19 protein-coding genes are annotated in these 21,535 nt (G+C 68.1%); 15 read left to right on the top strand and 4 right to left on the bottom strand.

Annotated elements, in window-relative coordinates; translation table 11 throughout:
* Positions 1–99: 99 nt before the first annotated feature.
* Positions 100–1,707, bottom strand: coding sequence for an HNH endonuclease signature motif containing protein (locus tag ABZ824_RS33305; RefSeq protein ID WP_356968117.1), 1,608 nt, complete (start codon positions 1,705–1,707; stop codon positions 100–102).
* 705 nt (positions 1,708–2,412) lie between these two features.
* Here ABZ824_RS33305 and ABZ824_RS33300 point away from each other — a divergent pair.
* Positions 2,413–3,402: a hypothetical protein gene (locus ABZ824_RS33300; RefSeq protein ID WP_356968089.1), complete on the top strand. Its 990-nt coding sequence runs from the start codon at positions 2,413–2,415 to the stop codon at positions 3,400–3,402.
* On the opposite strand, the gene ABZ824_RS33295 is transcribed toward ABZ824_RS33300, so the two are convergent.
* The 3 genes from ABZ824_RS33295 to ABZ824_RS33285 form a co-directional block, all read right to left on the bottom strand.
* Positions 3,399–3,872, bottom strand: a complete 474-nt coding sequence (locus tag ABZ824_RS33295) for a DUF488 domain-containing protein (RefSeq protein ID WP_356968087.1) — start codon at positions 3,870–3,872, stop codon at positions 3,399–3,401. The two genes, ABZ824_RS33300 and ABZ824_RS33295, sit on opposite strands and share 4 nt — an antisense overlap.
* A gap of 1,335 nt (positions 3,873–5,207) precedes the next feature.
* Positions 5,208–5,660 carry a phosphotransferase gene (locus tag ABZ824_RS33290; protein ID WP_356968085.1) on the bottom strand — a complete coding sequence of 151 codons (453 nt, stop codon included), beginning with the start codon at positions 5,658–5,660 and terminating at the stop codon, positions 5,208–5,210.
* Between the two features lie 1,323 nt (positions 5,661–6,983).
* Entirely contained in the window at positions 6,984–7,802 is an 819-nt protein-coding gene (locus ABZ824_RS33285) for a helix-turn-helix transcriptional regulator (protein ID WP_356968083.1), read from the bottom strand.
* A 286-nt stretch (positions 7,803–8,088) separates the two neighbouring features.
* On the opposite strand from ABZ824_RS33285, the gene ABZ824_RS33280 reads away from it, so the two are divergent.
* The 14 genes from ABZ824_RS33280 to ABZ824_RS33215 all read left to right on the top strand — a co-directional run bounded on the left by ABZ824_RS33280 (position 8,089) and on the right by ABZ824_RS33215 (position 21,529).
* The gene (locus ABZ824_RS33280; protein ID WP_356968081.1) at positions 8,089–8,328 is read left to right on the top strand and encodes a hypothetical protein; all 240 of its coding nucleotides are present in this window, start codon (positions 8,089–8,091) and stop codon (positions 8,326–8,328) included.
* Between the two features lie 274 nt (positions 8,329–8,602).
* Positions 8,603–9,415, top strand: coding sequence for a hypothetical protein (locus ABZ824_RS33275; RefSeq protein WP_356968079.1), 813 nt, complete (start codon positions 8,603–8,605; stop codon positions 9,413–9,415).
* Positions 9,412–10,638, top strand: a complete 1,227-nt coding sequence (locus ABZ824_RS33270; RefSeq protein ID WP_356968077.1) for a cutinase family protein — start codon at positions 9,412–9,414, stop codon at positions 10,636–10,638. The genes ABZ824_RS33275 and ABZ824_RS33270 overlap by 4 nt, the downstream gene beginning before the upstream one ends.
* A gap of 2 nt (positions 10,639–10,640) precedes the next feature.
* Positions 10,641–11,783 carry a lipase family protein gene (locus tag ABZ824_RS33265; RefSeq protein ID WP_356968075.1) on the top strand — a complete coding sequence of 381 codons (1,143 nt, stop codon included), beginning with the start codon at positions 10,641–10,643 and terminating at the stop codon, positions 11,781–11,783.
* Positions 11,784–11,850: 67 nt separating this feature from the next.
* The gene (locus ABZ824_RS33260; protein ID WP_356968074.1) at positions 11,851–13,350 is read left to right on the top strand and encodes a cutinase family protein; all 1,500 of its coding nucleotides are present in this window, start codon (positions 11,851–11,853) and stop codon (positions 13,348–13,350) included.
* A 136-nt stretch (positions 13,351–13,486) separates the two neighbouring features.
* Positions 13,487–14,200 carry a hypothetical protein gene (locus ABZ824_RS33255; protein ID WP_356968072.1) on the top strand — a complete coding sequence of 238 codons (714 nt, stop codon included), beginning with the start codon at positions 13,487–13,489 and terminating at the stop codon, positions 14,198–14,200.
* Between the two features lie 2 nt (positions 14,201–14,202).
* Positions 14,203–14,862 (top strand): hypothetical protein, encoded by a 660-nt coding sequence (locus tag ABZ824_RS33250; protein WP_356968070.1) that lies wholly within the window; start codon positions 14,203–14,205, stop codon positions 14,860–14,862.
* Positions 14,859–15,158 carry a hypothetical protein gene (locus ABZ824_RS33245; protein ID WP_280186298.1) on the top strand — a complete coding sequence of 100 codons (300 nt, stop codon included), beginning with the start codon at positions 14,859–14,861 and terminating at the stop codon, positions 15,156–15,158. The genes ABZ824_RS33250 and ABZ824_RS33245 overlap by 4 nt, the downstream gene beginning before the upstream one ends.
* The gene (locus ABZ824_RS33240; protein ID WP_356968067.1) at positions 15,158–15,454 is read left to right on the top strand and encodes a hypothetical protein; all 297 of its coding nucleotides are present in this window, start codon (positions 15,158–15,160) and stop codon (positions 15,452–15,454) included. The genes ABZ824_RS33245 and ABZ824_RS33240 overlap by 1 nt, the downstream gene beginning before the upstream one ends.
* 5 nt (positions 15,455–15,459) lie before the next feature.
* Positions 15,460–16,128 (top strand): hypothetical protein, encoded by a 669-nt coding sequence (locus ABZ824_RS33235; protein ID WP_356968066.1) that lies wholly within the window; start codon positions 15,460–15,462, stop codon positions 16,126–16,128.
* Between the two features lie 16 nt (positions 16,129–16,144).
* The gene (locus ABZ824_RS33230; RefSeq protein ID WP_356968064.1) at positions 16,145–16,927 is read left to right on the top strand and encodes a hypothetical protein; all 783 of its coding nucleotides are present in this window, start codon (positions 16,145–16,147) and stop codon (positions 16,925–16,927) included.
* The gene (locus tag ABZ824_RS33225; RefSeq protein WP_356968063.1) at positions 16,924–18,360 is read left to right on the top strand and encodes a hypothetical protein; all 1,437 of its coding nucleotides are present in this window, start codon (positions 16,924–16,926) and stop codon (positions 18,358–18,360) included. Before ABZ824_RS33230 ends, ABZ824_RS33225 begins: the two co-directional genes overlap by 4 nt.
* Positions 18,357–19,829 carry an SCO6880 family protein gene (locus ABZ824_RS33220; RefSeq protein WP_356968061.1) on the top strand — a complete coding sequence of 491 codons (1,473 nt, stop codon included), beginning with the start codon at positions 18,357–18,359 and terminating at the stop codon, positions 19,827–19,829. Before ABZ824_RS33225 ends, ABZ824_RS33220 begins: the two co-directional genes overlap by 4 nt.
* Positions 19,826–21,529 (top strand): hypothetical protein, encoded by a 1,704-nt coding sequence (locus ABZ824_RS33215; protein WP_356968059.1) that lies wholly within the window; start codon positions 19,826–19,828, stop codon positions 21,527–21,529. The genes ABZ824_RS33220 and ABZ824_RS33215 overlap by 4 nt, the downstream gene beginning before the upstream one ends.
* Positions 21,530–21,535 lie beyond the last annotated feature (6 nt).

The following is a 21,535-nucleotide window of genomic DNA, read 5'->3' as shown; positions in this document are numbered from 1 at the left end:
ACAGGGGTGTGGCGCGGCGAGCGAGGACCCCGCCACACCTGTCCACCTCTAGAGCCGGAGGACGCAGGGACTTTGGACACCTCCCACGTATTCCTGTCATCATAGGGCCGGAGGCTCACGGGGCCCTTCCCTCGGCTCGTCAGTGAGCGCGGTGGGGTCGGCACTGTATTCGGTAAACATCTCCAAGATTTGACGCGCCTGCGCCTCATCGTGTTCGCTGCGTTCCAGATCCTCTTCCCATTCGACGGTGCCAAACAGCCCGGTGTGCATCCAATCATCGATCAGGTCGTTCGGTAACGCATCGTCGCTGAATGCAGCATCCGCTGCGCTGTACAGGATGTGAAGATCTGTCTCCACAATCCGATAGCGGGGTGGGAACTTATATAGCCTCCGATGTATCGGCCGATCCGGCGCGTACTCAAATGCTCCCAGGTACCACTTGACATCACGCCGGAGCAGATCATGTAGATCTTGCCTCTGAGAAACGGTGAGCCCGGAAACAACCACGACAGCGACAGCGTACTGCCGAATCATGTTGTCGAAAGCGGGAACGGACATCGCTTTCCATAGGCCAGCCTTATCGAAAACCCTCAAGGCGATCTCGGCCGTGGACAATCGCGTCTGCTGCAGGATGCGAGCGGATAGAATACATGCTGCCGTTGTGGTCAGCTCGCGACGGTACTCCGGGACAACGCGCAGCAACCTTCGGAACACTTCCTCCTCGATCTGCAGCGGCATGACCCGATCCTCGTCGAAATGCAATACCACCGTGCGGGTCACCGGGATGGGTTGTGAAGGTGCGGCGACATCCTTCGCCGTGGACCCTGACGCCTCGTCGGTGAAGTCCGCCAGATCTAGCTCATCCCGGCCGCCGCTGCCCAGTCGTGCATATTCGAACATGGCACGCATCGGACTCATCGGCTGCCCGAAAAGCCACGCGGATATCTTGATCTCGGTCTCCGAGACGCCGACGACCACACCCAGTCCCGCGTACACAGTCGGCTCGCGTCGGGCCTCGTCCAGATCGGTTGTGGCCGTGGCGGTGGTCAACCACGCCGGGTCGAACCGGATCTTCACCACGCGGTCGCCGAGTTCGCAGGTGAGGTACGGATCCTTTGCCCACGAACCGGTGATCGGCCGCGGCGGAAGCTGCGGCGGGTTCACCACGCGCATGGGGCCGTCGAAGGCCACCGTCAGACCCTGCGTCAGCACATCGGCATGTTCGATATCGAGCCGTACAGCCTGCTCATTCCAAGTCTCGAAGATCGGTTGGATGCGGTGCACAAACATGCCCACAACAGAGCCTTGGCCGTTGAAAGGGCGCGACGGATCCAGCCCCACCGCATTCGCTATCCGGTGTAGACCGAGTCCGTCTGTCTGCATACTGACGCGCGGTAGATTGACATAGTCCACGGTGGCGTAGCGGATGTTCCAGGACCGGCCAGCCTTCCGTAGCACTGCACACCAATGCTCGTGCGCCGCCTTCTTGGTGCGCAACTCCTCGGCGCCGACCTTGGTTTTGTCCACGATGTCGTGGCAGCTGGGACACAGCAGCATCAGGTTCTCTACGGAATTCCTTTCTTCCGTAGACATCCCGGTATCAGCGCGTGGACCGAAATCCGAGAGTGCATGGATATGCGCAGTCTGCGCTGTGGGCACCGCCCCCGCAACGCCGGGGTCGAGTTCGCGTCGACACCGATGACACATACCGTTAGCCATGCGCCAGAGCTGGCGCTTTACAGATTCCTTTACCTCGGCACTACGCCCCATACCCACCTCGATACCGACAATGCTTGTACGGTAGAGCGATTCGATGAAACCACCAATAGGTGGATCCGATGAACCCCCATGACGGGAACAGCATAGCCAACACCGCAGCGCGGCTCGGGCCTGGCACGCGAGTGTACGGTTCGACCTCCGTGCTCAAGCGGCCTGTTCAGGCGACAGCGTCTTAGCAGTTGGTCAGCAGCTTCGAGTTGCAGACGGCGGCCCGCCAAGTGCAACGGCACCGCCGTCGGGATTTTGCGGACGCGGACTGCCTCTGGCAGGTGCAGGTCGGTCCACGCTCCTAGCCAGAGACCACGGTTCATCCACTCGAAGGTACGCGTCATCCGCAGCTTGAATTTCTCCCTCGGTCTCTGGGTTCAGACAACCACGGCTGCCGGTCGCCCGGCACCGGTGGTTTGCAAATATTCGTCGGCCCCGTTGGTCATCAGTAAGCGGTGCCAGCTGGGCTAGAAGAGCTGCGACACGTTCGAGGAGGGTGATTCGCGGTCCACGCAGGCGGGACTCAATTGTTGAACCGCTGGTGCCGCCTCGCCGATGTCTATATCAAGATCGAAGCGCGCCCGCCGACAGGCGGCCCCCGAATCTCAAAGCTCGGCGCGGTCTGAAGGAATACCTGGTTCCCAGGTGCAGTTGGCGCATGACTTCTCCAACCTTGTTGCGATAAGGGCTTACCGAGCGTCGCCGGTTCTCATTCACCTCGGCGAAGCCGCTCCGAGTCGAGTTCTTAGTTGTTACGCTGACCACGTGGGGGACAGCGAATTGCCAAGCGCGACATACGCGACGGGGCTCAGGCATCCTCGCATAGGGGACCAGACGGTAAAGGTCATGATCACCGTCAAGACCTACCCGAACCCGAGCGACACGTACGGCGAGACCGTCTGCGTGGCGGGCGTCAGGCTCGATCGAAAGCGTCCCGAGTGGATCCGTCTGTACCCGGTGAAGTTCCGCAACGAGGATTTCGACAAGCAGTTCAAGAAGTACGAGGTCCTGCGTCTCAACGGCACGTACAGACAACCCAACGACAACCGCCCCGAATCGTTCCGCCCGCGCCAGGACGAGCTGGAACATGTAGAGCTGTTGGACACGAGCAGCAACTGGCAGCGGCGCCGGATGAACCTCGACGGCCTCATCGGCGCCACCACGATGTGTGATCTCCGCGCACAGAACCCCATCGGCGGCATGGGCACCCCGTCACCATCGCTCGGGCTGATCAAACCGACCGATGTCGAGGTCAGCGTCGTCGCCGGAGATCCCTGGTCCGCAGCGGAGCAGGCGAAGATCGACAAGTCGTCGGCGCCCGATCTGTTCGGGACCTCGCTCGAACCGCTGGAACCGGCGCCATTCGCCGTGCGATACAGGTACCGCTGCGAGTCGTCGAAATGCCCCGGACACGACCAGAAAGTGCTCGACTGGGAGGCAGGGCAGGCCGGCCGACGGTGGTTGAAGTCCTACGGCGCCCTCCGAGCGCAAGAGATGCTCCTCGCGAAGTGGCGCGACATGATGCTCTCACCTGACCGCGACGTCCACTTCTACGTCGGCAACCAGAACCAACACCGCCGATCCTTCTCCGTCCTCGGCGTCTGGTACCCCAAGACCGAACTCGCCTTGTTCTAGACGTGCACCACGGCGGCATTGGGCCGGGCTTCGAGAAGCCGATCCACAACAATGTCACGGTGGCACTCGGAGTGGTCGTGCTCGAAGCACAGCAGCGCCACCACGCCACCATCGAGAAGCTCGCACACGTGCGCAAGAGCGTCAGTCGCAGCGGCACTGTCGAGTAAGTCGTGATACCGAGCACGGGACTCCGGCTCACCGGCACGGAACCCCTCCCGATTGCTCTTCGGATTGCCGAGTGCGCGATGGTGAACGTAACCGATACCCACCGCAGCCAGGGACTCGGCGAGCCTCGTCTTCGACAACCCAGGCTTGCGGCTCAGCGGAGTCAAACGCACATCGACGAGCACCTCGACGCCTTGTTCGACGAGCTGGGCGACGAGATCGCCGACGGTCTTCCCCTCGTAGCCGATGCTGACAAGGGTTCCTTCGGCGCCGGCATACTCGGCGGCAGTGTCAGAGGTTCCCATGGGTTCCTATGGTGCATCAAACCACGGCGATGCAGTGCGACAGACCCCAAAATGCGCGACAGAATCACGACCACAGCTCAGGCCGAGTCCGACCAGTCGCGCGGCCCGCTGAGTCGCGCGGTGACGGCGAAGAGGTGTCTAAGCAGCCAGCCCACTCCGACACGAACAGCGACCTCAGTGATCGGAATCACAATCTGGATATTTAGCCTGTCTGACCAGTGGCTCCACAGCACTGCACCCCCATCTTCCAGTCCGAACGAGGGGTGGCTTGCCTGCCGGACGGGATAACTTCAGTGTCGAATCCATGAGTAGCGCGATTGCAGCTGGTCTGTTGTCCCTTCTGATTGGTGTTCCCGCCTCCGCCGCCGTGTTGGTGGCCACTGTGGGTGCCGTGTTCCATCGTGACCGTGAACACCGAAGAACCGCAGTGGAAGTTCTTCGAATCCTGCTGCGACGGAGCCGCTGATGGAAGCGGGGATTCGTCGCGGGAAAGGCGTAACTGCAAAACTCCGGCGCCGCGAGCGGCTCCACTGGCTTCTGTCGGTGATCGCCGCATGCGGTCAAATAGAGGTGCCACGACTGATACGCGGTTCAGCGCCCTCCGCCGCGCCTGCCACCCTCGAACGCTACCAACGTTATCTTGACGAACTCGTCCAACTCGACCTGGTGTGGATACACCGGGGACGTCGAGGGGTCCGCATTGCCAGCGCGACCGCTCGGGGCCACAGTGCGCTGGCACGAATTCAGACCATCGAGTACCCGCCCCAACATCCGCGTGTCAGATAGCTGCCCGAGGCTCTCACCCAGTAACACGCGAGAGCCTCTCATATCGTGCGACGGAGCAGCCCGGCGGAGCTTCGGCATGCGCCTTGCCCACAGCTGGTAATCCACTTCGATCACCAACCGCCCACCCGAAAACCGCAGGTCATCCCCGTTCCCATGTTCAATGTGTCCCGCCCCGGGCACGACGAACATGGGAACGGTGAACCGATCCGTGCGGACGCACCGCAAATCGTCAGACCGGATACGCACCCACTATGACCAGGCGTTTTGCAGTTGCCCATGTTTTGTGTGTCCTGCCGAGGGAATGGTGCTCGAGCCCGGACGTCTGTCCCTGGGTGAGACGGCGGAGGTGATGGGGAGTCCGGTGTATGCGGCGATGCTGCACGCGAACCCATGCTGGCAGCTGCGACGCGGTGGCACCGACCAATCTGATCGGCACATCCGCAGTTCAGCGGGTCTTGAAGACTCAGCGCGTGCGAAGGGCGGCCTCGACCTGATCACGCCCGGGTGCCGGACGGTCCCACAACGGTGAGGCCTCGGTGAGTCGTCGGGTCAGGCCGTCGACGAGCGCCTGTTCGCCTGCGGGGTGCGGTCACCCGCCGCGATGACCTTCGCGTAGCGGACCGCGTCGATGACAGCGGCTTTGATCCTCTCGCCGGCGAGGTAGCGGTCCAGGTCTTCGGACCAGCCCGGATGCGCGGCGTCGGGTTCGGCGGCGGCCCACGCGGTCAGGAACGCCTGCTGCTCGTGCGGGAGGTAGGTCATTTTCGCCAAGTGGATCGCGACATCGGCCAACGGGTCACCGTAGAGGGCCAGCTCCCAGTCCAGGAACACCGTCCGGCCCTCGCGGATCATCATGTTCTTGCGATGGACATCGCAATGGATCAGCCGGAACGGGCGCGCACGCAGCGATTCGGCGGCACCCGACAGGGGCGCGAACGGATCCTCGGGGATGCCCAGGCACCGGAACAGCGCGGTGAAGTCCGGGCGGTGGCTGTCGTGCAAAGCGGCGGGTGTTGTCCCACAACCGGTTCGCGAACCGGCGCGGATCGTCGTCGAGTTCGTCTGCCGGAGAGGGCAGCTGGTCGGTGGGGATCGCGCGGAGCTGACCGAACAGGCTGGCGACGTCGGCCGGGACGTGCTCGGGGACGGCGGTGCCGCGCGGTGCAATCGCATCGAGTTGGTGGCCGTGGATGTATTCCTGGATCTGGTATCGCGGCTGGTCACAGGAGCTGTAGAGGCGTGGGGCCGCAGCGACGTGGGCGGCGATCGCGGCCAGGATCCGCGGTTCGGGCCATTGGGTGACATCCATGAGGTCCGCGTGTTCAAGCGGTATACGGACATTCACCGCGACGCACGCGACATCGACTCGGATATTGCGGTTGTAGAACCCGGCCGACGCGTTCGGACTGTCTAGAGCCTGGCGGTGCAACTCGGCGGCGGCCATGGCCAGGACAGGGAGCGTGTCCCCACAGGATGAGATGTGGTGCGCGAGAACGGACGAGGCGGCGGATCCGGATGCGGCACAGCTGCCATGCACACGATCGTAGAGCTCGCACGAGGGCAGTCACCGAACAGGGCACCGCGCGCATCACCTGCTTCCCTTCGCCGCTGGCGGTACATGCATCGTCGGGTCACCGGCGCGTCGAGCCCGCCGCGCACATAATCAGCCTGCCGAGACCCGCAAACCATCGGTGAATTCAGTTGGTCGGCCGGGCCAGGTGGGGCGAGCTCGGTCGGTTGGTTGTGGTGCAGGTTGGCGTTTGGTGGGGCGCGAAGATGGGCTTCGGGAGCCTTCGATCGCGGCGTCGATGTCGCTGGCGGTGAGGAAACCAGGTGCGGCCGGCTTTGTGGCCGGGGAAGCGTCCGCTCTTGAGTTGTTGGAACGTAACAGCGTTCGGATTTCCCTAGTGCGCGGGCACCGGCGGATACCGGATAGGTCTGCTCGTGAGGTCCGGTGGGAAGAGGTGGGGTCCGGACCGGGTGCGGGGTGCGGGGTGCGAGGGTTTTCAACCATGGTCAGATCCAGTGCTCAGTTATGGATCCCGAAGTGCGGATCCGGCGAAATCGACGTCGAGACGTGGATTCGATCCGAATATTCCAGCAATTTCTCGACGGCTGTGGGGACGACGAGTTCTTACGTCCGCTTCATGGCAGGGGATAACAGACATGTCACGGTGCCCCGAGGTTGCCGATGGAGGGGCATCGACAGCCTCGGGCGGGCGACATGTCGGCGTGCGGTAACGCTGAGCTTGATCAACATGACCCGGTGGTCGGCTGAACTCCGAGAGAGGTCTTCGGCGTGTTGTAGCGCGTGTCGAAAGTTTTCTATCCGTCGGCTTCTCGGTTCGTCGTCGAGCCGGGGGAGGGTTTGGGCGAGAGGATGAGCAGCAGGACGGACTCGGACTGATTAGAGATGGTCAGGCTGTAGGCGACGGGCAGGCCGGTGACGGGATGGATGGTGTGCATCAGCGCGCTGGGGTCACGCCCGTAGGCGGCGCGTACGTGATCGCTCCACGATTTCCGGAACTCGATGTTGGGGCCCAGGTGTCGGAAGACCACTCGGACCTGCTCGGTGTGGCGATAGCGGCCGGTCATGGCACGAATGGAGGCTGTTGTGTAGTCGAGTTCGAAAGGCCGGTCGGTCAGGATCGGTTTGGTGTTGTCGCTGAACATCCACACTGGGACCGACCCGGTGCGCTCGAGTCCTGGTGTCGCCTCGCGGAACAAATCGTTGCAGGCCAGCACGTTCCATATCGGGTCGATGTAGGCGGCGAGGTCGCCTCGGGCGTTCAGGTCGCGGAGATGGGCGATGAGCAGGTCGTTGGCGGTGACCGACCTGGCCAGAACCGCGGTGGGTTCGAGGTCGAGTGCTGCCACTCCTAATTCGCGCACGTGGCGGGCGAGGGCGGAATCGAGTCGGTAGCCGGCGATGATCAGCTCCAGCAGTTCTGGGCTGGGGTTTCGGCGGCCTCGTTCGATATCGGTGAGGTAGCTTCGGCTGATTCTGAGCATGGCCGCGGCGTAGTCGCGGGTGTAACCGCGTTCGTCACGGATTCGGCGGACGGTGTTGCCGAGAGTGGGGACACGCGGTGGTAGTGCGTGTCGGGATCCGGGTGATCGGCGTAGTTCGGGATCACGGGTCATGGGAGTGGAATCCCCCTCCTCGAAAGTCTTCCACGGCAGGATGGGCAGAGGTTATGGTGATCGGTTGGCCCCCAGGTGATGTTTCGTTCCTACCAGAGCGGGTACCGCCCGGCAAGCGTTTAGATGATCACATCATCCAAACCAGTAGCTCCGAGGATGCGAGCGCCGAGGATGGTCGTCTCGATGGACGGTGTTGTGGCGGAGCGACTTCGGTGGAAATTCCAGGTATTGCAGCTTGCATACATTCCGCAGCAAATCTGCTGATCAAGTAGTGAATAGCAAATGTATGCAAGTAGCGGTACCGCAAACTGCATACCTGAAAACCCTGGATTTCCAGCAGTTCCGGGCGTTTGGTTGGAAGCGCGAGGTCGACACCGATCCCGCCGAGAATCCGAAAGACGCTGAGAGGAACGCGATCGTGGATCCCTTCGTAATTCTGGGCTACATCAACGCCGGGCTGTCGGTGCTGTCGAGCGGCCTGAACGTCGCAGCACAGGCACTCAGCCCGATCCTGCCCTTCATCTGACCGAGACGACCTGAGAAGCGGTCTCCCACAGCGGATCCCCCGCTGTGGGAGACGCCGCCCAATTCCTAGGCCGCACTCTCGCGCGGCAATTCCACTCCCCGTATCGCTCACCCTCACTGGGAAGGCTTATTTCGTCATGCCCTCATCCGGGAATTCACCGCTCCATCGCACGTCGGCCAACCACCACGCGACGCATACGCCTGGTAATCGCGCCGCACGCCGAGCCCGGCACACACCGCGCACCACACACGTAGCCCGCGTCACCCTCTGCGCGGTGGTCCCGGTCGCGGTCCTTCTCGCGACAGCGGGGACTGCGCAGGCCGCCGAGCCGCTCACCGCGATCGCCGACCAGCCCGGCGTCACCAGCCCCGGTCAGCCCGGAACCACCGCGCCGCCACCGCCGCCCGCGCCGGAGCCGTCCCCCGAACCGGCGCCGCCGCCGGAGTCCGCGCCGGCACCGCCGGTGTACTACGCCCAGCCGCCGGAGGTGCGCAACGCGCCGACGCGCCCGGCGCCGTCGGTGGACGAGCCGGTGGAGCCGATCCGCATCGAGGACCTGCATCTTCCCGAGCCGGTGGAGCCGGTCGCGCCGGTCGAGGTCCCCGACGATGTGATCCGGTTCGGCCAGTGGGAGACCGCGCGTCCCGGCTGGCTGGATCCGCAGTGCGCGGACGCGATCAACGATTTCTCCGCGGGCATGGAGGCGCAGCTGGCGACCGCGCTGGACTCGATCGGCATCCCGGCCGGGCGCTCGGATCGGGTGTCGGGTGCGACGCTGGCCGGTGCCGGGATCGGCGGCGCGGTCGGTGCGGTCGCGGTCGGCGCGCCCGCAGCGGTCGCCGGTGCGGTCGCCGGGGGCCTGATCGGGGGCACGGTAGGCGGGATCGCGGGCGCCGCCCTGGGCACGATCGTGCCGGTCCCGGTCATCGGCGAGGTGACCTCCGGTGTCGCTGGTACCGCACTCGGTGCGGCGGCCGGTGCCGTCGCCGGGGCGGTCGTGGCCGGTGTCCCCGTCGCCGCTGTCGGTGCGGTCGCGGCCGGAACCGTCGGCGCGGGCTTCGGCGCCGGAGTCGGAGTCGGCCAGTGACCACGACGACCTCGAACGCCCGCCGACTGGCCGCTGCCGTGGCGATCGCCGCCACCGCGTCCGGTCTGACGCTGGCCTCGGCGCCCGCCTCGGCGGTGCCGATCGGCCCCGGGTGCCCGGCACTGTACGTGCTGGGTGTGCAGGGCACGGGCCAGTCGTCCCCGACGGCGGACCCGCTCGCCGACACCGGGGTGGTGGGCGCGCTCATCGCTCCGGTGCTGTCGGCCGCCCCCGGCCTGGTGCAGCGCTCCTATATCCCCTACGGCGCCGGTTTCGGCGGTGCCGTTCCCGGCGGAGGCCCGGATCCCTACGCGGTGTCGGTGACCGACGCCCGCCGCCAGCTCGACGCCGCCGCGGCCCAGATCGTGGATACCTGCCCGGACACCTTGATCGCCGGAATCGGATACTCCCAAGGCGCACAAGCTGTCTCGGATTTCGCCGCCGACATCGGCGCGGGCCTGGGCCCGATCGGTGCGGACCGCATCGCCGGTGTCGCGCTGTATGCCAACCCCGATCGCGCGCCCGGCGCCCCGGTCTTGCCGGGCCGGCCTGGACAGGTGGTGCCCGATCCCGCGCCGGGCACCAGCGGTGCGGCGGTCTCGCAGGTCGCGATCACCAACCCCGCGGCCGGTGGCGGCGGGATCGCGGGCGCGGTCGGCTACGGCGAGCTGACCGGCCGTGTCGCCGATATCTGCACCGACGGCGACCTGGCCTGCTCGGCCCCCGACCGCGCCGCGCTCCTGCGGGTCGGCGCCGAGATCGCGGCCCAGGCCGACCTGCGAAACCCGATCGCCGCGCTGGGCACCCTCAGCGGCCTCTTGCAGGCCGCGCTCGGCGATGCGTGGAACACGGTGCTGCTCAACGACTTCTACGTCGACGGCGGGGATGTCGACTACCGGCCGCAGCGGGGGCTGGCCGATCGGCTCGTCGAGGCCGCCGACCCGCGCACCCCGACACCGGACGGACAGGCGGCGGCGGCACGCTGGGGTGAGATCACGGCCACGGTCGCCTCGAATCCCTTTGTGCTGCTACCGAAGCTGGCCGGACAGCTGTCGGCGGCGTGGGGGCAGTTGGTCGCCGACAACGCCGACTTGGTGAATCCGGCGGTGCTGCTGCGCTACGTCGACACCATCGCCCGCCATAACGGCTACGCCACCGGCGGCCAACTCGCTTCCGGGGTGGCGTGGATGGTCGCCCTGGCCCACGACCTCGCGGGACGGTGACCATGACCACCTTCGGCATCGACGACACCGTGGACGAGTTCTACGTACCGGACTCCGACGACTTCACCCAGCCCGCAGGTGCGCTGCTACGAGCACGCGAGGTCGAGGTCCCGGTGTTAGCAGGAGCGGGACGCGCGTGGCAGGTGGTGTACTCGACCCGCACCGCGTTCCACGCCCCACTGCCGGCGTCGGGGCTGGTGGTGGCTCCCGAGCAGGCCGTCGCCGGTGACGGGTCGATACTGCTGTACTGCCCGCGGTTCCAGGGACTGGGAGGGCGCATCGCCCCATCTCAGCGCCTGGACCAGACGGCCCTCGCGGATGTGGCCGCGGATGTGGCGATGGCGTTGGCGCGGGGCTGGGTCGTCGGGGTGCCCGACGGCCAGGGCGTGGGCATGAGCGGTCTGGGCGCGCACCCGTTCCTGTCCGGTGCCGCCGCCGCGCACACCGTGCTCGACCTGGGCCGGGCCATCATCGGCTCGACCGATTTCGGCGCATCCGGCCCGTGTGCGATCTGGGGGTACGGCGACGGCGGGCGGGCCGCGGTGCTGGCCGCCGAAACCCACCCCGACTACGCCCCCGAACTCGACCTGCGCGGCGTCGCCGCCGGCGCGGTCGTCGGCAACCTGCGAGCCTTGGTCGCCGACCTGGACGCCGGACCGTGGGCCGGACTGGTCTTCGCGGGGATGGTCGGACTGGCTCGCGCCTACAGCCATCTGCCCGTCACCCACCTGCTCACCGAGGAGGGACGGCGTGGCCTCGCGCACGCCCAGACGCTGACGGTCGATGAGCTGATCGAGACCTACCGGCACATTCCACTCGGCACGTGGTGCGAACGCCGCGAACCCTGGAACGACCCGATGTGGCGTTACGTGCTGGCCGCAGAATCCGCCGCCTATCGCGCCCCCCGGGCGCCGGTGCACCTGTACCACGGCACAGAGGACGCGCTGGTCCCGATCGCGCTGAGTCGCGCCCTGTTCGCCGAATACCGGGCTCTCGGGGCGGATCTGAGCTGGCGCGAATACAACACCGGCCACACCCGCACCGCCGCCGTCGGGGCACGCGAAGCGCTGATGCGGCTGAACAGCTTCCTGCTACGCCGCCGGACACCCTCTGCGGCCACCATCTCGCAACCACCCGCCACCTGAATCGTGTCTGCCCGCCCCGGCCCCCTCGCCACGGGGCGGGCAGGCACCCCCATCGAGGTGAAATCTCATGCACAGCAACCGCATACGACCCCGCCACCTACTCCGTAGCGCCGTGATCGCGTTGATCATCGGCACTACCACCGTCAACGTCACCGTGACGGCATCAGCCGAGCCCGGCGCGGCTGTGGACGGCCCGTGCCCGGTGCTGTACGTGCTCGGTGTGCAAGGCGGCGAGGAAGGTGATGTCGTCTCCGGCAGCGACACCGGCGCGTTGGGACAGGTATTCGGACCGCTGACAGCTGCGGCGGGACAGGCCGTGCAGCGCGCCTACATCCCCTTCGGGCACAGCGGCGACGGGAGTTCACTGGCCTACGACGACGCGGTCATCGCAGCGGCCGACCAGCTCGAGCAGGCCGCGGCGGCCGTGGAAACCCGCTGCCCGGACACCCGTCTCGCGGTTGCGGGATACGCGCACGGCGCCGCGGCGGCGGACCGCTTCGCCACTCGGGTCGGCGCGGGCAGCAGCACGGTCGACGCGGACCGGGTGGCAGCGGTCGCGCTGCTGGCCAATCCCGCCCGCCAACTCGGCACACCCGTGTTGCCCGGCCGTCCGCAAGCGCACACCCCCTCGGCCGCGCCGGGCACCGGCGGAGCCCATGTCTCGACGATCACGCTGCTCAACTCGGCGCTGACCGGAGCCGGGATCACCGCCACGACCACCGCCCCGACCGGTTACGGAACATTGACCGGGCGGGTGGCGGATCTGTGTGTCGGCGGCGACGCCACCTGCGACACCGCACCCGGCAGTCCGCTGGCGGCGACGGTGGCCAACATCGCGGCGCGCTCGGACCTGCGGGATCCGATCGCGGCGATCTCCACCATCGCCACCGCCTTGTCCACGACGGTGTTCACCACCGCGGTTGGCGTCGTCAACGACGACCTGTCCGGCACCAGCCTGGACCAACTGTCCTACGACCCCGCCAAATCCCTCGGACAGCGCCTGGCCGAAGCCTCCGACCCGGCCACCACACCACCGAGCCACGCCGACGCGCTCTCGGCGCTGTTCAAACTCGGCACGATCGGGCTCAACGCCGCGATCTCGGTCGCCCGAACGGTGATCACTCCGGCGACGGTGGCTGAGCTGGCAACCGTCGGCATGGCTGACCCGCTGGCCGCGGTCGGGATTCTCGGCACGAAACTCGCCGCCGCGGTGGTGCAACTCGTGCCGCCCCAGACCGCCAGCCGGTGGGTCAACGACGCCTTCGACGCGATCACCAGCACCGTCACCGCGCCCGATCAGCTCTACACCCTGGCCGGGTCCGCCCAGTACAGCGACACCACCGGCCGCCACGGCTCCTACGACAGCGTGCCCGCGGCCGGCACCGGCGAATCCGCGCTGCGCGCGGTGTCGGCCTGGTTCACCGCCGTTGCCCGCGACCTGGCGACCGCCCCGACCACACCGACGACGGCGACCTCGACGACGAGAACGCCCTCGGCCACCGCGCCCTCCCGGCCGAATTCCCTCCCACCGGTGACCACGAGCTCCGTGGCTCCGTCGAGCCGGTGAACCACCCCAGACCCCTTCGGGCGGAAGCCGGATTCAGCGGACGCTACCCCTTCGGTCTGCTGATCCTCCCCGGAACTTCCGCCCGGAGGGCCCACCCCGACCCCGACACCGACCACCGAAGGAGGTGGCACCGACAATGGCGGACACCGAGATCGACTCCCCACACGGGGCCGGGTGGCTCGAGAAAACGACACCCGCGGCCCTGCAAGCCGTTGCGCCCGATACGGGAACCCCCGACGGTGACGATCACGCGTGGCGGTGGCTGGATCGGCCTGCCGAGGAGCCACCACAACCCCGCAACCGCCGGACCGCCCGGCCCACAGCGCGACTGGGGCGGATAGGCATCGCGCTCGGGACGGCACTGGTCGCTGTCGTCGTCCTCGTCGCTGTCGTAATCCGTTGGGGCAGCCATGAACCCGACACCAGTAGGGTGGCGCCCACCGCCCTGGCCGCGCCGCCCACCACGACCGCGGTCGCCGCCGCGGCGTGCACCGGGTTGAGCGGTGACGTGGTCACCGACACCGCTGGTGACCCTCGCACGATGGCCGGGGTGATCGCGGCCTTCGAGCACGCCTACTACCAGCGCCGCGACGCCGAGGCCGCGCTGCGGCTGGTCGCACCCGAGGCCGGTCTGGTCCCCGAGGCCCTGGCCGCGGGTATCGCCTCGATCCCCACCGGGAGCACGCACTGCGTGGCGATCACCGCGGTCGCCGAGACGACCGCCGAAGTGCACCTGGTCGAGCGGCATCCCGATGGCAGCCGCATCGACTACCTGCAATTGGTCAACGTCCGGGCCGGCACCCCGAACAGCGGCGATCTGGTGATCTCCAACATCCAGAAGCGAGGGTGAGGATGACCGCCGCGCACCGCCTCGCCGACACCACGCGACCGCCCGGGCTGGCGCGGCTGAACCCGGACACCGTCGCCGTGCCAGACCCGCAGCACCGTGCCCCGGTGCGTGAACAGCCCTTGGCGATCACCGGCGCGCACCCGCCGCTGTTCGCGGTTCTCGGCGCGCACGGAGGCGCTGGTGCCTCCACCCTGGCGCGCTGGTGGGCACCGGCCGCGGACACCGGCGCGGCCTGGCCCGCCTGCCCGCACACCACCCAACGCGTGCTCGTGGCCGCGCGTCTGTGCACACCCGGTCTGACCGCGGCAGCCGATCGACTGCGGGAATGGCACGCCGGGCTGGCACCGACCGGAGTCGAGGTGATCGGGCTGGTGCTGACCCCGATACGGCCCGGCAAGGTCCCGGCGGTGGTGCGCCGCTACCGGGCACTGGTCACCGACCTGGTCACCGACGTCTACGACATCGGCTGGCACGACCAGCTCCTCGAGATCGAACTCGGCGAGCTGGCCGAATTCACCCCCTTCGACCTACCACCGTCTCGTCGCGCCGGGTTGCGCCACGCCGTTCCGGCCGATGTGCATCGCGCCGGAACACAGATCATCACCCGTTTGTCCGCGACCCACATATCGGTTGCGGTACATCCTGATTCGGAGACGACATGACCATCGTCGCATTGGCTACCGACGTGGCCTCGACCGTGCTGGCCCAGGAAATCAAGATCACGCCCACGACCCCGCCGGGCTCGAAGCAGATCATCAACCTGGTCAACTATCTGGCCTGGCTGGTGAGCCTGGCCGGGATCGCCGCCCTGATCTACGCGGGCGGGAAATTCGGGTGGGAACGCTGGCACGGCGGCAGCGTCGAATCCCCGAAGATCATCGCCGCCGCGATGGCCGGAGGCATCCTGGCCACCAGCGCCGGCCCCATCATGAACGCCGTCGTCACCGGAGGCTCCTGATGGCCTCCAACAACTCGAACTCCGTGCTCGCGCATCAGGATTGGATGCCGCTGGCGGCCTCACCGCCGGGCAGCACGATCCTGCCGAGGCAGGTACTCGAACCTCTGGCCCAGCTGCTGGGGTATCTGGCCTGGTGCGTGCTGCTGTTGTGCATCGCGCGCGCGATCTGGGTGGGCGGGCTGCTCGCGATCCGCACCTACCGCGAGGAAAGCGTCGAAGGGCTGCTCGGTGCCCTGCTCGGCGCGGCGCTGCTCGGCACCGCCAGCTCCCTGGCCCTGGCCGTCATTCCGCGGTGACCACCATGCCCACGACACCGACACCCCCGCACCCCGACCGACTCCCGCGCTGGGCCGCGACCGCCGTCCTGGCTTTCATCGGCTCCCTGGCCGCCGCCGCTCTGCTCGCCTGCGGCGCCGACGCCACCGAACCCACCCGCGCCCCGGTCGCCGCGAGCGACACCCTCACCCCGCCGACCGGGCTGCGATGGCAGCCCTTCCAAGGTGTCGACCTGCCCGTCACCGACCAAGGCCCCCACCGTATCGACGGTGCCGTCGCCGCCGGGTTCGACCACTCACCCGCAGGTGCCGCCGTCGCCGCGGCGCAGGCGACGGTGCGGGCCTCGATCGCCACCGACACCCAATGGCCCCAGGTCGGCGCGCACATGCTCGCCGCCGGTGCGGGCCGTGACGGCTGGGCAGTGGCGCGCGCGCAGATCTCGATCACCGCCCCCGTCGCCGAGGGCGCCCCGCGCCTGCTCGGCTACATCGTCACCCGCTACAGCCCCGAGGCCGCCGACGTCGAGATCTACAGCCTGCACCCGGACAACTCGGTGACCCGCAACCGCGCCGCCGTGCTGTGGCAATACGAGGACTGGCGCCTGGACCTGCCCGCCTCCGCTGTCGCCGCCCCGCCGGCGGTCACCGTCACCACCGAGCCGCCCCCCGACCTCGTCGTCTTTCTGCCGCGTTGAAAGCGAGCTGCCCCGCATGCGAATTCCTCGACTGCTGATCATCGTCTTCGCCGCCATCGTCGTGGTGGTGATCGTCATGTTCGTCGTGACCATCACCCGCGACGACGGCCCCGCTCAATCCGGCAGTACGACAACACGTCCGGCGCTTTCCTCCTCCGAGCCCCGCCCCATGGGACCGACCGCGGACCTGTTCGGCAACCGGCTCGAGATTCCCGCGAGCGAGGCCGGGACCGCACTCGCGCAGGATCGCACCCGGCGGGCCGACCCCGGACAGCCGGACTACCTGGTGCACGCGCCTGCGGGCCTGCGCTGGCAACGGGGATGGGGCGGTGCGGCGCTGCCGGTCTCGACCGGCGACGGCCCGACCACGATCGCCGAGGGCATCGCCTCGGGTTTCGCGCACACCCCTCAAGGCGCCGGGCTCGCCGCCGCTGACGCGCTCGCCCGCGCGCTCGCAGCCCCCGAACCCACCTGGCAGCAGGTCGTCGCGACGCGCTATCACGGCGGCGGACAGGCGCTGATCGACCGGTTCGCGCGCTCGCGGGCGCGCACTCCCGACGCGGCCCGCTACGTGACCGTGCCCGACGGCGTGCGCATCGCCGACGGTTACAGCCCCGACTACGCGGTCGTCGAATTCGCGACCCGCGACGGGTTCGGCTACCGGATCGCGCGCTGGCCGATGGCCTGGCTCGACGGCGACTGGCGCGTCGCGGTCCCCACCGAGATCGAAACCCTCTGGGGACCAGGGACCTTCGTCGACTCGATGACCGGATTCGGTACCTGGAAGGCCACCTCATGAACGACAGCCTCGTATCGGCGTCCCCAGCCGGCGGTGCCCGTGAGCAGCTGCCGGTGCCCGGCGTCTGCGATATCCCCCTCGGGCCCCAGCAGGTGTGTGACCAGGTCGGTGAGGTCGCGACCCAGGCGGTGGGCTCGGCTTGGGAGGACATGGTCGATTTCCTGATGTCGGGTTTCGGCCGTGGGGTGCGTTTCGTGATGGCCTGGTGGACCGACCTGCCGTCGCCGGTGCTGACCGGTCCGGGTGGCCAACCGGGCGCGGCATTGACCGCGGTGCGCGACTTCAGCGGCGGGCTCCAGGTCGTGTTCCTCACAGCCGGGATCATGTTCGCCGCCGCGCGGTTGGCGCTGGCCAAACGCGGTGGATTGGCCGGAGAAGCACAGGAGAGCTTCCTGATGCTGGTGCGCGCCTCCTTCACCTCGATGGCGTTCGCGGTGCTGGTCACCACCGGTACCCGCGCGGGCGATGCCTTCTCGGAGTGGGTGATCTCCACCTCCAGCCATGGGGACTGGATGCGCGCGGTCGACCGGCTCACCGAATTCGACAAGGAAACCAACGCCGGGCTCGGCACCGGGATCCTGTTCGTGGTCGGGCTGCTCGGACTCATTAGCACCCTGATCCAGCTGGTCATGCTGGTGATCCGGCAAGCCCTGTTGATCCTGGTCGTGGCGGTGATCCCACTGGCCGCCGCGGCGTCGGGCACCGGCCCGGGATCGCAGTCCTACAAGAAACTGTTGTCCTGGTCGCTGGCGTTCGTGCTCTACAAACCCGTCGGGGCACTCGTTTACGCCATCGCCTTCACCGTGATGGGGGATGAGAAGCAGACCGATCCGCAGCAGGTGCTGCTCGGGTTGATCCTGCTGGTGATGAGCGTGATCGTGCTCCCGGCCCTGGTCCGCCTGGTCGCCCCCGCGGTGTCCACCCTCGGCGGGGGTGGCGGCGCGACCGCGGTGCTGGCCGGTGGCGCGGCCGGTGTCGCGATGGGCTCGACCGGAGACCGCGGCAGCGCCCGCAAGGTCAGCGAAGGCGAGAACGCGCCCAGCAGCTCCGGCTCCGGCGACGCCTCCGGTGGCGGTGGTGGCGGCGGTGGTGGGGGCCGACCACTGGGCGGCGGTTCGGGCAGCGACTCCGGCACCGCTTCGGAAGCGAGCGCCGGCACCGGGGGATCGAGCGGATCCGGCGCAGGATCCACAGCCCGGTCGACCCCGCCGAACGCGAACCCGTCCTCCGGAGCGGGAGCGGAGTCCGGGGGTGCTGCTGGTGGTGGTGGGGCTGCGGCCGGTGCCGGTGCGGCCGGTGCGGCGGTGATGGCCGCGCAGCAGATCAAAGCCGCGGGCGAGCAGGGAGTCGCCGCGGTCGAGTCGCAGACCCGCGACGCTGCCGACGGGGGCTGGAATCCCGATTCGCTGACCCCGGCGGAGGTGCGGCGGTGACCGCGCGGATGTACGGACGGTGGGAACGCCCTCGCAGCGCAGGCTTCTTCGGCCTGACGTGGGGTGTGTCGATGGTGGGGCTCGGGCTGGTGATCATGATCATGGCCGGGTTCCTGATCTCGCGCTCGCTCGGCGTCGCCGCCGGCCTGGTGGTCGTGGCCGCGGCGGTGTTCGCACCTTTGGCGGTCACGATCAACGGCCGCACCGGCTGGGAACTCGCGCTGCTGCGCGTCCAGTTCGCCATCGCCCGCTCCCGCGGTGAACACCTCTATCGGGCGGGCCGTTTCGCCCGCATCCCTGGCATCGCGAAACTGCCCGGCCTGCTCGCGGATTCGAGCCTGTCGGAGTACGAGACCGCGGGCGGGCGCCGGTTCGCGATGCTGCACATCCGCCGCAGCGACCACTACACGGTGGTGCTGCGGGTCGTCCCGCGCGGCAAGGAACTGGTGGATCAACCCCAGATCGATGCCTGGGTCGAAGGATTCGGGCATTTCCTGGCGACCCAGAGCCGCGGCGGCGAGGTCGTGGCGGTCACCGCGGTGCTCGACAACGTCGTCGAGACTCGGCTGCGCCAGGCCCGCGAGGTCACCCGGCTGGTGCGTGAGCAGGCCCCGGAGTTCGCGCAGGCTGTGATGCGCGAAGCCGCTGCCGACCTCGGCGGCGTCGGGGTGCGGATCGAGGCGCGGATCGCGATCACCTACCGCGCCATCGGCAAGGGCCGCGTGCGCCGCGACGACGCCGAGCAGGCCCGCGAGATCGGCCAACGCCTGCAAGGAGTGCTGTCTCAGCTCGCCCGCGCCGGCCTGCCCGCCACCCCGCTGCAGGCATGGGAAGTCCTGGCGCTGGTGCGCACCCGCTACGACCTGGCCTCCCAACGTGACGTCGAAGCCGCCGGCGCGTCACTGCTGGAAACCCAGTCCTGGGATTCGGTCGGCCCGATCGCCCACGTCGATCGCTGGGATCACTACGTCCACGACGGCGCTCGCTCGATCACTTGGGAGATGGACGCCGCCCCCCGCGGCGCGGTCATGGAAACCGTGCTCGAGGAACTGCTGCGTCCTCGCGCGGATGTGCCCCGCAAACGTGTGGCTCTGGTGTACCGGCTGCACTCGGCCGCCGAAGCCACCTCGCTCGTGGATTCGGACTTCCGTGACGCGATCGCCGCCGAGCAGACCGAACGCGGCATCGCCTCCGCCTCGGCGCGCATCCGGGTTGGCAACACCCAAGCCGCCCGCGAAGAACAAGCGCGCGGTGCGGGCCTGACCCGGTTCGGGGCGCTGGTCACGGTCACCGATCACCTCGACGGGGACCTGCCCGGTATCGAGGCATCGGTCAAGGCGATGAGCGCGGCGTCGCGGCTGTCGGTGCGCCGCTGCTACGGCTCCCAAGCCGCGAGCTTCGCCGCCAGCCTGGGGATCGGGTTGATCCTGCCCGAGCACTCCTCGATCTCCAAGCGGGTCAGCGCATGACCGGCAACAACGACCACCGGGACCGGCGGCGCCGCGAGACCGTCGCGGGGGTGCGGGTGCTCACCGCGACCGCGCGGGCGGCGACCGAAGCCGCTGCCGCCCGGCCCGGGATCCGGGGCTGGTGGGCGAGGCTGGCGATATCGAGCGATGATCATCGCCGGGCCACCGCCGCCCGCCGCACCGAGAACGCCGGTGCCGGAGATGGCTTCGACCGATCACTGGCACAGCTCACCGACCGCGGCTACCGCGGGCCGGGCGGCGGCCGAGCCGCCGTTGTCCCCACCACCCCGGAATGGCGCGCCACCACCGTCCAGGTCGCCGGACTATGGCCCTTCTCGGTCGGCGCCAGCGCCCCAACCGTCGGCACCCCGGTCGGCTCGCACTACATCACCGGCGCACCGGTCCACTTCGACCCGATGAGCTGGTTCCTCAAAGGATTCATCACCGCACCGATCGCATTCGTGTTGGCACTCAACGGGTTCGGCAAATCCTCCCTCATTCGGCGCATGGTCACCGGGGCCGTCGCGGCGGGGGAGACCGTGCTGTGCATGGGCGACACCAAACCCGACTACCGCGACCTCGTTGAGCGTCTGGGTGGACAGGTCGTCGACGTCGGGTACGGGCACGGCACCCTCAATCCCCTCGACGTCGGTGCGTTGGGGGCGATCGTGGACCAGCTCACCGACGCCGACCAGCGCCGTCAGGTCACCGCGCGGGTGGAAGCCGGACAGGTCAATATCGTCGCCGGGCTGATCGAACTCGTGCGCGGCTCGCGTGTCGCCGACTACGAAGAAGTCCTCATCGCCGCCGGGCTGCGCGAACTCTACAGCCCCGCACACGATTTCAACCACGAACGGCCACCGCTACTCGAGAACCTACTCGAGGTGATCTCCACCGGCGGCGAACAGATGATGCGCTTCGCGGAAGAGGACGACGAAACCAGCTACCGCGCCTCCACCAAGACCCTGCGTCGTTCCCTGCGTGCCCTGGTGGAGGGGCCGTTCGGGGCGATCTTCAACGGCCCCACCACCACGCAGCTGGACCTGGCGAGCCCGGCGGTGTGCGTGGATGTCTCGCGCATTCCCGAAGGTGACACCAAACTGCTGGCCGCGGTGCTGATGGTGTGCTGGAGCGAGGGCTTCGGTGCCGTCGCTGCTGCGCACGCCCTGTCCGATGCCGGGCTCGCCCCGCCGCGCACCTTCGAAGTGGTGATGGACGAGATCTGGCGCGTGCTCGGGGTCGGTGAATTCATGGTCGATCGCGTCGACGCCCTGACGCGGCTGAACCGGACTTTGGGCACCGGGTTGATCATGTGCAGCCACACCATCAAAGACCTCGCCGCCTTCGATTCCGCTGCGGCGCAGGCGAAAGCGCTGGGGTTCTTCGAACGGGCCCGCGCGAAGATCATCGGCCCGGTCGGCCCGGAAGAGATCGACCGCATCCGCGCCGCGGTCGGCATCACGGACACCGAGAAACTCCTCGTCACCTCCTGGGCCGCGCCACGCCCACCTACCGACGATGACCTCGGCCCCAGACAGCGCGAAACACCGCCCGGCACAGGATGTTTCCTTCTCAAGACCGGTGAAGCGGCCGAGCCGGGTGTGGCCTTCCGCATGACCTTCACCCCGACCGAACGGGCGAGTCAGGTCCACAACACGAATCAACGTTTCGATCTGGACAGCGAGGCGACGAGGCGATGACCGGCG

The sequence above is a fragment of the Nocardia sp. NPDC047038 genome (genome assembly GCF_040644075.1).
Lineage (GTDB): Bacteria > Actinomycetota > Actinomycetes > Mycobacteriales > Mycobacteriaceae > Nocardia > Nocardia sichangensis.
This window is presented reverse-complemented; position numbering and strand designations above follow the sequence as displayed.